Raw genomic sequence first — 13,592 nt, forward strand, 5'->3', positions numbered from 1 at the left:
TGGTCCGGGCTGTTGACGCCGGGGGCTGGCGTGTTTCTTGGGGGGCGTGGGAGGTCCATGAGGGTCAGTGAGCCGCCTGTGCCAGGGCTTGCTGGTCCAGCGTGCCGATGGAGTGGGTGTCCTGGAACGCCCGGACGCCGTGAATGCCCTGCTCCCGACCGAACCCGGACTGCTTCATTCCACCGAACGGGGCGCGCAGGTCCAGCCGGGGCGCGCCGTGGTCGTTGATCCACACGTACCCGCAGGCGAGCTTGGCGGCGACACGTTGGGCGTCGGCCTCGCTCGCGCTCCACACCGAGCCACATAGACCGCCCCAGGTGTCATTCGCCAATGTCACGGCCTCCTCTTCGGTGTCGAATCCGATCACGGGGATGACCGGGCCGAATTGTTCCTCGGTGACTACCCGTAGGTGCACGTCAGCGCCGACCACCAAAGTCGGGCGCACGAAGTTCCCGGCCGCCATCTCCCCATCGGGCAGCTGACCGAACTCTCGCACATCCGCACCGGCGGCCTTGGCCTCGGCGATGAGTTCTTCCACGAACCCCTTCTGGGCGGCCTGGTGCAACGGGCCCATGGTGGTGTCCTCGTCCAGCCCGTAGCCCAGGACCACGCGCTGCAAGCGCTCCTCCAACCCTGCGACGACTTCATCCAGCCGGGCACGGTGAACGAACACCCGTTTGGCGTTCATACAGATTTGCCCAGTGGTGTCGAAGATCGCGGCGAACAGCCGGTCCAGATGTGCGTCGTCGAGCGTGGCGTTTTGCAGGAAGATCGCCGGATCGTTACCGCCGAGCTCCAACGTGACTCGAGTCAGGGATCTGGATGCCATCTCCATGATCTTCTTACCGCCGCCGACCGATCCGGTGAAGCAGACCTTGGCGACATCGGTGTTTTCGATCAACCCGGCCATGTTCTCATCATGTCCGGTGACGACATTCAATACCCCTTCAGGAAGCTTTTCCGCCACCCGCTGAACGACCCGCGTGGTCGCCAGCGGCGCCGAGGGCGGTGGCTTGACGATCACCGTGTTCCCTGCCAGCAATGCGTGCGGCAACGACGCGCCGAGGATCGCGATCGGCCAATTGAACGGCACGATGATCGTGACGACGCCTAGCGGCTGATATCCGACCTGAGTGGATACCGGGATTCCCGGCGCCGGGTCGAGCGTGGTGGATGCCTCGACCTCGTTGGTGTGGGCGAGCGCGAGCTGCCATCGGATCTCGAAGACCAGTCCATCGACCCAGGCTTCTCCGCGGATCTTCCCGTTCTCCTGGGCCAGGATCTCCGCATCCTCGTCCCGCAGATCTCCGACTCCGGCAATCGCCTCCGCCATCATCGCCGAACGCTCATCCGCCGACAGCGACGACCAGTGCGCGAACGCGTCCTTTGCCGCGGCCACCGCATCAGCCACATCTCCCACCGAGGCGGCCGACGCCTCTCCGACGACTCGGCCTGGCTTCCCAGGATCTGCCACTCGCAGTGTCTCATCGGTGAAACGCTCGCGCCCGCCAATGAACAAGCCAGTACGTACGCCGGTCTTTTCCATCTGTTCGGTCATCCCACTCACCTCTTTGTGATCGTCCGTCACGGTCGGGATCAACGTCTGGCCAAGATTAGACGCAAACTTGTTTACAAGTAAATAGGTTGCTGTTAATGTCACCGCAATCGATTCCCTTGGCGAATTCGCTACCCGAGAAGGAAGAGCGACGGGGACGCACTATCGACGACGCGTTGACCTCAGCATCAGGTGTCACCAATGAGGAGGCATTTATGAGTCGAGAGATCCCAGCAGCTGATGAGCGCTATGAAGTGCTGGCGCAGCAGCAACTCGGTGTGGAAGAACTCGAGGATCTCGCGTATGAGTTGCGGGAGAAGCTGCTGCGCCTGTGCGGGACCTACGAGGGAGCTGTGCACATCGGGGGCGACCTGTCGGTGTCGGACATCCTCACGGTGCTGTTTCAGTATGGGTTGCGCGTGGACCCGTCGGATATCGCCAATCCGACACGAGACCGGTTCGTGCTCTCCAAGGGCCACGCGGCGGTGTGCATGTACATCGCGATGTCCCAGCGCGGATTCTTCGATTACGACGACATCGTCGCGACATACGGGCAGCTTGACAGCGCATATGGGATGCATCCGTGCAAGGTTCAGCTCCCTGGAGTGGAGTGTTCGACCGGTTCACTCGGCCATGGGCTCCCGCTCGCGGTGGGGATGGCGCTGGCCGCTCGCGGGCGTGGCGAGAGTCACCGTGTCTTCTGCCTGCTCGGTGACGGTGAGACCGGTGAGGGTTCGGTCTGGGAGGCGGTGATGGCGGCCCGGTCGAACGCATTGGGCAACCTCGTCGCCTTCGTCGATCGCAACCGGCAACTGATGACGTCGTTCGCCGAGGAGCGGGTCGTCTTCGAGCCCTATGCGGACAAGTGGCGCGCCTTCGACTGGAACGTGATCGATGCCGACGGGCATGACATGACCGAACTAGTCGGCGCGGTTGATGCGCTCCCCGCCCCAGACCAACGGCGGCCGACCGTGGTGATCTGCGAGACGGTCAAAGGCAAGGGCGTGGACTTCATGGAACGCAATCTTGCCTGGCACGCCGGCTCCCTGGGCAGCGAAGACCTCGAGCGTGCCCTCGCCGCACTCGCGGCGGCACGCGCTACCAGCACGTCTCGCGAGAAGGAGGCTGTGTAATGCCCGTGACGTTCACTTTCGGGGAGATGCTCTCCGCCCGCTCCGTGATCGGCGCCACATTGGCTGAGCTGGGTGAGGATCACGAGAACCTCTGGGTGGTCACCCCGGATATCGGGGCGACCCTCGTGGAATTCCGAGAGAAATACCCTGAGCGATTCCTCGATGTCGGCCTCGCCGAACAGGCCTGTGTAGGCATCGCGGCGGGCTTGGCGTATGACGGGATGATTCCCGTCGTGTCCGGGATGCTGCCGTTCCTGTCGATGCGCGCGTTAGAGCAGGTCCGCACCGATGTGTGCTATCCGAACCTCCCGGTGAAGATCATCGGAACCCACGGCGGCCTGGTTGGCAACGGCGGTTCGACGCACTATGCGGTGGAGGACCTGTCGCTGATGTGCTCGTTGACGAATATGACCGTGACCTCGATAGGGGACCCGCTCATGGTTGGAGACATCATCCGGCAGTCGATGACCATGTCCGGCCCGATCTACATCCGCCTCGCGGTGGGCAAGAAGGACAAGATCCTCTACGAATCCGGCCAGCACAACGTGCGAATCGGCGAGGGCATCGTCGCCCGTGACGGTCGGGACGTCACGCTCTTCACGCACGGCACCACTGTCGCCCAGGCCCTGACCGCTGCCGATCAACTCGCCGACGAGGGCCTGTCGGTGCGAGTGGTGGACATGTTCACTCTCAAACCTGTCGACGAGGATCTCATCGTCCGCTGTGCGGAGGAGACGACCGGCCGGTTTGTCGTGTTGGAGGATCACCTCGCCTATGGCGGCCTCGCTACTCGCGTCGCCGACGTCGTCGCCGACCGCGGCATCCGCCTGACCTCCTTTGAACGCCTCGGCATCCCGCAGGTCTACGCCGGCTTCGGCGAAGACGAGCAGTTGCGGAACAAACACGGCTACGGGCTCACCGCGACGCTCGATGCCGTGCGTCGAGCAGCGACGACGGCCGTGCCCGCCGGCGTCTGAGAGGAGGAGATCATGCGAACCGTAGCCGTGACAAAGATCGGGAACCTTCGCGACACCGACGAGGGCAGGCGCGGGCGGATCGGCGTCGTCGACTTCCCTGATCAGCCCCTTGGCGCCGAGGATGTCCGCGTGCGGGTCGCCTACGCCGCGATCTGCGGATCCGACCCACACCTGGCCGAAGGATTCTTCGGGACCGACGTGCCCATCGGCCTCGGCCACGAGCTCTCGGGCGTGATAGAGGCTCTGGGGGAGGATGCCGCGTCCCGCACTGGTCTACGGATCGGTGACCGCGTGGCCGGCAACTTCCTGAAGTTCTGCGGCATCTGCCGCCCCTGCCGAGACGGACGTCAGCAGTTCTGCGAACGGATCCACGATTACAACCGTCCCGGCATGGCCGAGACCGTCACGTGGCACGCCTCCCAGGTCTATGAGCTGCCCGAGGATGTCTCACTGCGTAAGGGTTGCCTGCTTGAGCCCACGTCGGTAGCGGTGCGCATCGCGGACAAGACCCGTATCCGTCCTGGCGACACTGTCGCCGTCTGCGGCGGTGGACCGATCGGCCAGCTCGCCGCGCAGGTCATGTGCCGGTACGGTGCGACGTCGCTGACGGTGATCGAGCCGGTCGCCGCACGCCGGGAGATGGCCCTGCGGCACGGGGCCGACCATGCCATCGACCCGACCGATGAGGACCAGCTGGAACGCGCCCGGGAAGTCACGGGCGGGCGTGGTTTCGACGTCGTCATCGACGCCTCCGGATCCCCCCGCGCCACCCGCGGCTTACTCGACATCGCCGCCTATGGAGGCACCGTCGTCTACGGCGCCATGTATCCGTCCGACTACGAGCTGCCGCTCAACCTATCGGACTACCTCTACCTACGGGAGCTCACGCTCACCGGCGTCTTCGTCTCGCCCTACGCCTTCCCCCGCGCTCTGAACCTGCTGCCCTATCTCTTCACCGACGAACTCACCACCACCGTCTACCCGCTGGAAGACGCGGCGGACGCCTTCGCCGCACATCTCTCCGGGAATCACCCCAAGGTGCTCATCCGCTGCAACAACCTCGATGACGTAGGTGCGGCATGAACGCCTCGCCAGTTCCACAAGCCCCGCTGGACTCTGCGCCGAGCCTGGTGACAGCGACTCAAGCCGATGGGTCGCCACCAGCGCTCGAGGCGCGCGGCGTCGTGAAACGCTTTGACGGCGTCCTGGCGCTCGACGACGCCCATTTTTCCGTGCGTCCCGGCGAGATCCACGCCTTGCTCGGTGAGAACGGCGCGGGCAAGTCCACGCTCATCAAGGTGCTGACCGGGCTGCTGTCTCACGAGGCAGGTGAGATCCGGTGTGAGGGCCGGCCAGTGGCCTTCACCGGCGTCCGCGACGCGCACCATGCCGGGATCGTGGCGCTCTACCAGGAGCTGTCTGTCATCCCGACGATCAGTGTCGCGGAGAATATCCTGCTCGGCGACACGACTCCACGGCGCGGCGGCCTGGTCCAGTGGCGCCGGCTCCATCAGCAGGCCCGCGCACAGCTGGACCGGCTCAACCAGAAGATCTCGCTGCGTCGCCTCGCGGGAGATCTCTCTCCAGTCCAGCAGACCATGGTCGCCGTCGCCCGGGCGCTGGCGACCGATGCCCGGGTGCTGATCCTCGACGAACCGACCGCGTCGCTGACAGACGTCGAGATCGAGAGCTTGTTCACGGTTCTGCGGGCGCTGCGCGACGAGGGTGTGGCGATCGTCTACGTCTCGCACCGCCTCGAGGAGGTCTTCGAGCTGTGCGACCGGCTGACCGTCATGCGCAACGGATCGACGATCACCACCCGCGATGTCGACGACGTCACCGTCGACGAGGTCATTGCCACCATGGTCGGCCGCGCACAAGGCCAGTTATACCCGGAACGGGGGACCGCGACCGACGACGTCGTGCTGCGGGTGGAGGGGCTGACAGGTCACCGGGTCAGCGATGTGTCGTTCCACGCCTCGTCCGGAGAGGTGCTCGGGATCGGCGGGCTGGCCGGATCCGGCCGCAGCGAGTTACTGCGTCTGCTCTCGGGGGCGCAACGCCGCACGGGAGGCACGGTCTCCGTCTCCGGGCGGGGCCTAGCGCCTCGGGGGAGCGTCGGGCGAGCGCTCGACGCCGGCCTCGCCTTGGTGCCGGAAGAACGACGCAGCCAGGGCGTGATCCTGGACGCCACGATCCAGGACAACATCGCCGTGGCGAACCTCGCGGAGGTCAGCCGGATCGGGTGGGTGCTGCAGCACAGGGTCACCGGTCTGGCCCGCACGGCGCTCGACGACCTACAGATCAAGGCGCGCGGTCCGCGCCAGCATGTGAGCCAGCTCTCGGGCGGAAACCAGCAGAAGATCGTCCTGGCGAAGATGCTCGCCCGCCGGCCCAAGGTGCTGCTGTTGGACGAGCCTACTCGGGGCATCGACGTGGGTACGAAGGCGGAGATCTACCGGCTGATCCGCGAGCTGGCCGCCGGTGGCACCACGGTGGTGGCCGTCAGTTCCGAGCTTCCCGAGCTCATCGGCATGACCGACCGGATCCTCATCATGCATGAAGGTCGCCTGTCGGGTGAGGTCCCCGCGGAGGCCGCAGACGAAGAGCTCCTCCTCTCTTACTGTTACGGAAGGGCTGCATGAGATGGCCAAGACCGATACTCCACAAGCTGTCCCGGTATCGACCGACCGCGCCACGGCCGACCGCACCTCGATCGGCCAGCTCTTCTGGCAGGGTGGGACCGTCCTCGCGCTTGTCGCACTCATCGCCTTCTTCGGTGTGATGCGCCCTGACGCGTTCCTCACCTTCGCGAATCTGCGCAACCTCCTGCTGCAGATCGCCATCTTGACGATCATCGCGGTGGCGCAGACGGTCGTCATGGTGGTGGGGAACTTCGACCTCTCGGTGGGGACGAACGCAACGCTGTCCGGAGCCACGGCGGCCGCGTTGATGGTCGGTGGAACCTCGATGCCGGTGGCGATCGCGATCGGCCTGCTGGTCGGGACGCTAGTCGGTGTCGCGAACGGGATACTCGTCGCCTTTGCCGGGCTGTCGGCGCTGGTCGCGACCCTGGCATCGATGACAACGATCGGCGGGCTGGCATTCCTGGTGACTGACGGGACCACGCTCTACGGCATGCCGGAGGCGTTCGGCTGGTTCGGCCAGAGCCGTCACCTGGGCATCCCGATGCCGGTCATCTTCGCAGCGGTCATCGCACTGGTGATCTGGCTGGTGCTGCGGTTTTCCACAACCGGCCGCCGCTGGTACGCCGTAGGTGGCAGTGCCGAGGTGGCACGGCTGTCCGGAATCAACGTGCGGTGGATGCGGTTCTTCGCCTTCACCGTGGCCGGTTCGGTGGCGGCGCTCGGCGGGATCATCCTGGTCTCCCGGCTGGGCAGCGCCAGCGCCACCAGCGCTAACAACTACATGATGCTCGCCGTCGCCGCAGCGCTTCTGGGCATGACTGTGCTGAAGTCCGGGCAGGCGAATATCGGGGGGACGCTCGTCGGCGTCGCCATCATCGGGGTGATGAGCAACGGGCTCAACATCATCGGCGTCAACACGTACTACCAGCAGGTGCTCACGGGCCTCATCATCGTGGCTGCCGTGCTGCTCTCAGCGTTGAAGACATGCAGCAGGTAGCTGGATACACACCACTGCTCTTACGTCGGAAAGCACCCGTGTCGACGGGTCGCGTCACTCAACGAGGAGTCACCATGCGTCAACGACGAACACTGGCAGTCACCTCCATCACAGCCTTCGCCATGGCAACCATGCTCAGCGCATGCACCGCTGGCGACGACGACACTTTTCGGGTCGCCGCGTTCACCGCCGGCTACGGAACTCCGGTCGGCAAGTACACGCTCGACGCTTTCGTGGAACGTGGCGAGGAACTCGGCTGGGACGTCACCCTGCATACGTCCGACTTCGACTACGACGTCATCAACACCGATGTCGTCAGCTCGATCACTCAGGGCACGGACGCGGTTCTGGCCGGCTTCCCGGATCCTCGGCAGATCGCTCCGCTGGTCAACGCGGCAGAGGAAGCCGACGTGCCGATTTTCTCCATCGACGGCGGCGTGGAGCCGAACGACGACTTCGTCGTCGACGTGACCACGAGCCAGCAGCAGATCGCCGAGCTCACCGTCGGAGCGCTCGAGGAGGCGATGGGCGGCCTCGAAGGCAAGGAAGTCATGATCATCGGGCACGACCCGCACGTGGGGATCATGACCCGCAGCGGCATCGCCTATGACCTGCTCACCGAGGCAGGCGCCACCGTGACCCCGGACGAGGTCCGGCAGGTACTCAACCCCGGCACCTCCCAGGAGGAGGCGCTGCAGTTCGTCACCGACTACCTCCAGGCGAACCCCGCCGGACTGGACGGCATCTGGAACGGCTGGGACCACGCCGCCGTAGGCGCGGCGCAGGCGGCCACCGAGGCGGGGCGGGAGGACGTCGTCGTCACCGGCGTCGACGCCGTCGGCATCGCCCTGAACGAGATCGAGAAAGATGGCCCGTTCCACGCGACCGTGGTGCAGGACTGGCCGGGCATCCTCGACATCGTCATCGGACAACTGGAGCACTACGCGGACACCAGTGAACTGCCGGAGGAGAACTTCATCGAATCCGACGTCACCCTCGTCACCATCGACAACGTCGCCGACATCGAGCCCACGGGCTGAGAAGGAGTCATACACATGCGTCTGGAAGGCAAGGTCGCACTCGTCACCGGCGGAGCCAGCGGCATCGGCGAGGCCACCCTACACAAGCTGGCGCGCGAGGGCGCGCAGGTCGTCGTGGCGGACATCAACGACGACGACGCCCGCAGAGTGGCGGCCGAGATCGAGGACGTGGGCGGGTCCGCTACGGCCGTCAAGGTGGACGTCGCGGTCTACGAGCAGGTCGAGGCAGCCGTCCAGCACGCTGTGGAAACGTTCGGCAAGCTCGACGTCATCTTCAACAACGCCGGTATCGCCGGTGGCAAGCCACTGCTGGAGCACGATCCGTCAGTGGACTACGAGCCGATGATCGCGGTGGATCAAACCGGGGTGTATTACGGCATCCTGGCCGCGGGGCGCCAATTCGTGCGGCAGGGCACTCCCGGCGTCATTATCAGCACATCGTCGATCTACGGGGAGCAGGCGGCTGAGCTGGCATTCACGTACAGCGCGGCGAAGGCGGCTGTCATTTCCTTCACCCGGTCGGCCGCCTACGAGCTGGCCGGGCACGGGATCCGGTGTGTGGCCATCACTCCGGGCCGCGTTGGTACGCCGATCATCCAGCAGTTCGACGATGATCTGAAGGCCACGTTCGCGGCCGAGCAACTGCGGGACAGGCTGACCGAGCCGGACGAGATCGCTAACGTTGTGGCTTTCCTCGCCTCGGACGAGGCGAACGTCATCAACGGCACGGTTGTGCACGTGGACGACGGCTACTCGGTGTTCAAACAGCGACTCGACCTCCCGGTCTTCTGAATCGGCGGGAGAGAAGAAGACGATGAGCACAGCGAAGCTTGACCTGGGCTGCCACCTGAACGTGCTGGTGGCAGGCCTGGACGATCCGGGGTTACCGGCCGCACTGGATGTCCTGGCCGATGCCGGGTACAGCCGTGTAGTCCTGCCGCCGGTGGATCCCGACGCGCTCGACGCCGAGAAGCTGGGCGCCATGTTCGCCACGCGAGAGCTCACACCCGTGGCGATCGCCGGGCAGTCTCCGGATGCCGACGTCTCCTCGTTGGACCCCACAGTCCGTGCGGCCGGTTCTGCGGCATTGCGGCGAATGGTCCGCTTCACCGCCGAGCTCGGGTCGGACCAGCTCAACGGCGTGCCCTATGGCCTCTTCGGCCGGCCCGGTGGGCCGTTTCCTCGGCCGTCCCTGGAGCAGTCCGCCCAGTTGGTGGGCCACATCGCCGACGAAGCACACGAGATCGGCATCACGATGACCTTCGAAGTCCTCAATCGCTACGAGACAGCGGCCATTAACACCGCCGCACAAGCCTTGGAGTACATCCGTATGAGCGGTTCGGAGCATCTGCGCATCCATCTCGACACCTTCCATATGGCCGTCGAGGAGGCCGATATGGCCGCTGCCATCCGCCTGGCGGCACCCAGACTCGGCTACCTCGAGCTCGGCCAGTCCGGCCGTGGCCCGCTGACGACCGGCGTGGTCAATATTCCGCGCATCGTCACCACCGCGCTCGAGGCGGGCTACACCGGTCCGTTCGGCGTGGAGGCGTTCACGCGGGATGTGCTCACCTCCGAGGCCAGCTCGGCTCTGGCCATCTGGCGTTCGCCCTATACCGACGGTGCTGCTCTCGTCGCCGATGCCGCCAGGAAGATCAACGGCGTAGTCGGAGGCTGATGCCAGGGCGGCGTGGCACGTGCGTTGCGCTAGGACAATCCGGCAATTCGCGGGTCGAATCTCTACGAATCGCTCGACGGGTCACAAACATCGCGACTAGCCTCAAATGCATCCATAACAGAGAGTTACGGATAGTCACGGGGAGAGACTATGTCTGCAGAGCACCAATCGGCCAGTGAGTTACGCCCTTACCTCACCCGTAGGTCGGTCCTACGACTTGCCCTCGGCGCACCCGTCGCGGCTGGACTGATCACGTTGCCATCCACAGTCCAAGCGAGTCCGGCCGGGGCGAGAATCGAGCGAATTGCCGTCGGCCGCGGCAAGCTGCGTGCAGTGGGGCGAGCGGAGCACCTGCGCGATCTCGGCAGCACGGACAGCCCGGCGCGCCGTTCCGCGGCGGTCGACATCTACGCAACCAAGCAATTCCGCACCGAGTCCTTCTCCGGGGCTGCCCTGACATGGGCCGGCGACGCGCCATCGACAGCCACCCTTTTGTTGCGCACCCGTAACCGAGGCGGCGGATGGTCGGAGTGGACGACTCTTCACGACGACGGACACGGCCCGGACCCGAACTCGCCCGAGGCCTCGCATGCCCGTCGTGGCACCGACTTCGTCATCGCCGGCCGCTCCGACGCGGTCGAGGTCCGGATCGAAGTGCCCGCGGGCGCGATACCCGAAGACCTCAGCATCGAACTGATCGACCCCGGGCATTCGGAGGCCGACGCCGCCGCGGAAGCGATGAGCGCCGGAGGTGTGGAGACTGCCGCAGCCCGCCCCACGATCCGGTCGAGGGCCAACTGGGGCGCCGACGAGTCCATTCGCGGCAGCGCCACATACGGCCAGGTGCGCGGTGCGTTCGTTCACCACACGGCGGGGAGGAACGGCTACAGCCAGTCGGAGGTGCCGGGCATCATCCGCTCGATCTACACCTACCACGTCAATGGGCGCGGCTGGAAAGACATCGGCTACAACTTCCTCATCGACCGGTTCGGCCGCATCTGGGAAGGCCGGCACGGTGGGGTCACCCGTGCGGTGATCGGCGCGCACACGGCCGGTTACAACTCATATGCCTTCGGCACGGCCCTCCTCGGCAGCTACGGCGGCACCAATCCATCCAACGCAGCGCTCAACGCTTTCGCCGACGTCATCGCGTGGAAGTTCTCCGTGCACAACGTCGATCCGCGAAGAGTCTCCTACCCGCCGAGCCTCACGCAACAGCCCGCGATCGCCGGCCACCGTGATGCCAGCGCCACCGAATGCCCAGGAGCCCGGCTCTACGGCAACCTCAGCACCATCCGCGGCCGGGTCGCGAACCGGCTGGGCTGACGCGGCAGATGAACCGAACCCGGGTGATGTGCTCGGGGAGCGTCTGTGCCCCATCCTGTCAAGGTGCGGGCGAGGTTCGTGATGAGGTCTCGCTCTGTTGGCGCCAGGTCAAAAGCCACGACGGCCTAGCGCCACGGTGTGTTGCCCTTGTGCCGAGGGGAGGTCAATACCGCCTGGTTGAAGCGGAGGGCGCCCGCGAATCAAGTCTTGCCGGAGTTCAGGAGTCTCATGGTGAAGCTGGCCAGTTGTGCCCGCATCGTCTCGCGCGGCACGCGCTCATGACTGACCAGGCGTTCGACGAGGTCGGCTCGGATGGCGGCGAGCAGGGCGTGGGCGGTGAAGTTGTTGTCGACGAGACCGGGGATCTGATCCAGCATGGCCTGTAGGAGGCTGTGCCACCGGTCGTAGTGGTCTGCCTGGTAAGGGCTACTGCTCTCGGTCTCTTCCAGGGCCAGCGCGAGGTGGCGGTTGTCGAGCTTGAAGCACAGCAGGGCATCGAGCACGGCAGGTACGCGTTCGAGAGGCGCCGTGGCGGGGCCCAACGGTGGCGGGCCGGCTTTGACGGCGTTCTCGACCGGTTCGAGCCGCGCCCCGTACAACGCGCGGACCAGCCCGGTGCGGTCACCGAAGGCGCGGAAGAGCGTTCCTTTGCCGACACCGGCTGTTGCCGCGATATCTGCCATGGTGACGTCCTCGTGATTGTCGCAGCGAGACAACAGGGTGTCGGCGGCGGCAAGCACGGCCGCCCGGTTACGTGCCGCGTCCTTGCGGGGCTTGCGCTCGGCCACTCGTTCCCTCCCTTGCAAAACGGACCAGGGGTCCGTATTGTTGAAGCGGACCACGAGTCCGTATTCTACGCCACGGAGGACGACTGCACATGCCTGCGCATGCCACACCGGCGGACCTGTACCGCCACAGTCTGCGACTGTTGCTTGACAAGAACATCCCCGCATGGGTCGGCCTGTGGGCCGAGGACGGGATCATAGAGTTTCCCTTCGCCCCCAAAGGCTGGCCGACGCGGCTGGAAGGCAAGGAAGCCATCGCCGCGTACATGCGCCATTATCCCGACCACATCGACCTGCACGATTTCCCGGAGGTGCAGATCCATGACACCACAGCGCCGGACAGGATCGTGGTCGAGCTGCGCGGCGTGGGTCGGCTGGTGGAGACCGGCGGTCCCTTCGACATGCGCTATATCGCCGTGGTGACGGTCCACGACGGGCTCATCACCTCCTACCGCGATTACTGGAACCCGACGATCCTCCAGGAACCCGGCACTGACTTCGCGAGGAGCGCCCGATGACCCCCGACGACGCCACGCTGGTCGTCGGCGCCACCGGCACCACCGGCAGCCGGACCGCCGCTCAGCTGATCGGCGCGGGCCGCCACGTGAAGGCTGCCAGCCGTCACGCGAGCGCGGTCCCAGGCGCGGAGCCGGTCCGCTTCGACTGGTATGACCCCGCATCTCACGTCGAGGCTCTCGACGGAGTCGACCGCGTCTACCTCGTGCCACCTGTGGGCGATCCCGGCCCGGCTTCGGTCATGCTGCCCTTTCTTCAGCAGGCTCGCGCCGCCGGCGTGCACCGCGCGGTACTCCTCAGCTCCTCGGCCATTCCCGAGGGCGGCCCGGCGGTGGGAGCCGTGCACCAAGCCTTGCCCGGCCTGTTCGACGAGTGGGCGGTGTTGCGTCCCTCCTGGTTCATGCAGAACTTCACCGGCACGCACGTTCACGCTCGCAGCATCCGCGAACACGGCAGCATCCTGACTGCGACAGGTAGTGGCCGCGTCGGCTTCGTCGATGCCGACGACATCGCCGCCGTCGCCACGCGTACCCTGATCGATGACCCTGCCCCCAATGCTGACCTGATCCTCACCGGACCGGAGGCGCTCAGCTACGACGACATCGCCACGATCGTCACCGAGGTCACCGGTCAGCCCGTGGCGCATCACCACCTGACCTATGATCAGTTTCGCGACCGGCTCACGGCACAGGTGTCGCCCGAGTTCGCCGCGATGCTGGCCGGACTGGACCGCGCCATCGCTGAGGGGGCCGAGGACCGCACCACCGACGCCGTCCAGCGACTCACCGGACGCCCGCCGCGCAGCTTCCGCGAAGTCGCCGAACGGGAGATGGCACGGCAGTGAGCGATCGGCGCCTGATTCCCCGTCAGGCGGACGTTCCCGCCACAAGACAACGTTGGCGCTTCCACCGCGAGCTCCGTGGGTCTCGGCTGGTTT

The 13,592-nt window shown here is 65.8% G+C and carries 13 protein-coding genes; 11 read left to right on the forward strand and 2 right to left on the reverse strand.

Annotation, left to right across the window (positions count from 1 at the left end; all coding sequences use genetic code 11):
* Nucleotides 1-64: 64 nt before the first annotated feature.
* A complete protein-coding gene (locus F7O44_RS01240; protein WP_162448374.1) occupies nucleotides 65-1,558 on the reverse strand; it encodes an aldehyde dehydrogenase family protein in 1,494 nt (497 codons plus the stop codon).
* Nucleotides 1,559-1,770: 212 nt separating this feature from the next.
* Here F7O44_RS01240 and F7O44_RS01245 point away from each other — a divergent pair, with 212 nt between their 5' ends.
* The 9 genes from F7O44_RS01245 to F7O44_RS01285 all read left to right on the forward strand — a co-directional run bounded on the left by F7O44_RS01245 (nucleotide 1,771) and on the right by F7O44_RS01285 (nucleotide 11,354).
* Nucleotides 1,771-2,688 carry a transketolase gene (locus tag F7O44_RS01245; protein WP_162448375.1) on the forward strand — a complete coding sequence of 306 codons (918 nt, stop codon included), beginning with the start codon at nucleotides 1,771-1,773 and terminating at the stop codon, nucleotides 2,686-2,688.
* On the forward strand, nucleotides 2,688-3,665 hold the full coding sequence (locus tag F7O44_RS01250; protein WP_162448376.1) for a transketolase family protein: 978 nt from the start codon (nucleotides 2,688-2,690) through the stop codon (nucleotides 3,663-3,665). The genes F7O44_RS01245 and F7O44_RS01250 overlap by 1 nt, the downstream gene beginning before the upstream one ends.
* 12 nt (nucleotides 3,666-3,677) lie before the next feature.
* Complete coding sequence (locus tag F7O44_RS01255) at nucleotides 3,678-4,748, forward strand: zinc-dependent alcohol dehydrogenase (protein ID WP_162448377.1); 1,071 nt, start codon at nucleotides 3,678-3,680, stop codon at nucleotides 4,746-4,748.
* Nucleotides 4,745-6,310, forward strand: a complete 1,566-nt coding sequence (locus tag F7O44_RS01260) for a sugar ABC transporter ATP-binding protein (protein WP_162448378.1) — start codon at nucleotides 4,745-4,747, stop codon at nucleotides 6,308-6,310. Before F7O44_RS01255 ends, F7O44_RS01260 begins: the two co-directional genes overlap by 4 nt.
* Nucleotide 6,311: 1 nt before the next feature.
* Nucleotides 6,312-7,310 carry an ABC transporter permease gene (locus tag F7O44_RS01265; protein WP_162448379.1) on the forward strand — a complete coding sequence of 333 codons (999 nt, stop codon included), beginning with the start codon at nucleotides 6,312-6,314 and terminating at the stop codon, nucleotides 7,308-7,310.
* Between the two features lie 74 nt (nucleotides 7,311-7,384).
* Nucleotides 7,385-8,350 (forward strand): sugar ABC transporter substrate-binding protein, encoded by a 966-nt coding sequence (locus F7O44_RS01270; RefSeq protein ID WP_162448380.1) that lies wholly within the window; start codon nucleotides 7,385-7,387, stop codon nucleotides 8,348-8,350.
* 15 nt (nucleotides 8,351-8,365) lie between these two features.
* Complete coding sequence (locus F7O44_RS01275) at nucleotides 8,366-9,142, forward strand: SDR family NAD(P)-dependent oxidoreductase (RefSeq protein WP_162448381.1); 777 nt, start codon at nucleotides 8,366-8,368, stop codon at nucleotides 9,140-9,142.
* Nucleotides 9,143-9,164: 22 nt separating this feature from the next.
* Nucleotides 9,165-10,028, forward strand: coding sequence for a sugar phosphate isomerase/epimerase family protein (locus F7O44_RS01280; RefSeq protein ID WP_162448382.1), 864 nt, complete (start codon nucleotides 9,165-9,167; stop codon nucleotides 10,026-10,028).
* 150 nt (nucleotides 10,029-10,178) lie between these two features.
* Nucleotides 10,179-11,354, forward strand: coding sequence for a peptidoglycan recognition protein family protein (locus F7O44_RS01285; protein WP_162448383.1), 1,176 nt, complete (start codon nucleotides 10,179-10,181; stop codon nucleotides 11,352-11,354).
* Nucleotides 11,355-11,554: 200 nt separating this feature from the next.
* On the opposite strand, the gene F7O44_RS01290 is transcribed toward F7O44_RS01285, so the two are convergent.
* A complete protein-coding gene (locus tag F7O44_RS01290; RefSeq protein WP_162448384.1) occupies nucleotides 11,555-12,142 on the reverse strand; it encodes a TetR/AcrR family transcriptional regulator in 588 nt (195 codons plus the stop codon).
* Nucleotides 12,143-12,231: 89 nt separating this feature from the next.
* On the opposite strand from F7O44_RS01290, the gene F7O44_RS01295 reads away from it, so the two are divergent.
* Both F7O44_RS01295 and F7O44_RS01300 read left to right on the forward strand, forming a co-directional pair.
* Nucleotides 12,232-12,657 (forward strand): nuclear transport factor 2 family protein, encoded by a 426-nt coding sequence (locus tag F7O44_RS01295; protein ID WP_162448385.1) that lies wholly within the window; start codon nucleotides 12,232-12,234, stop codon nucleotides 12,655-12,657.
* Nucleotides 12,654-13,499: an NAD(P)H-binding protein gene (locus tag F7O44_RS01300; protein ID WP_162448386.1), complete on the forward strand. Its 846-nt coding sequence runs from the start codon at nucleotides 12,654-12,656 to the stop codon at nucleotides 13,497-13,499. The genes F7O44_RS01295 and F7O44_RS01300 overlap by 4 nt, the downstream gene beginning before the upstream one ends.
* The last annotated feature ends 93 nt before the right edge of the window (nucleotides 13,500-13,592 follow it).

Source organism: Phytoactinopolyspora mesophila (genome assembly GCF_010122465.1).
In the GTDB taxonomy this organism is placed as follows: Bacteria; Actinomycetota; Actinomycetes; order Jiangellales; family Jiangellaceae; genus Phytoactinopolyspora; species Phytoactinopolyspora mesophila.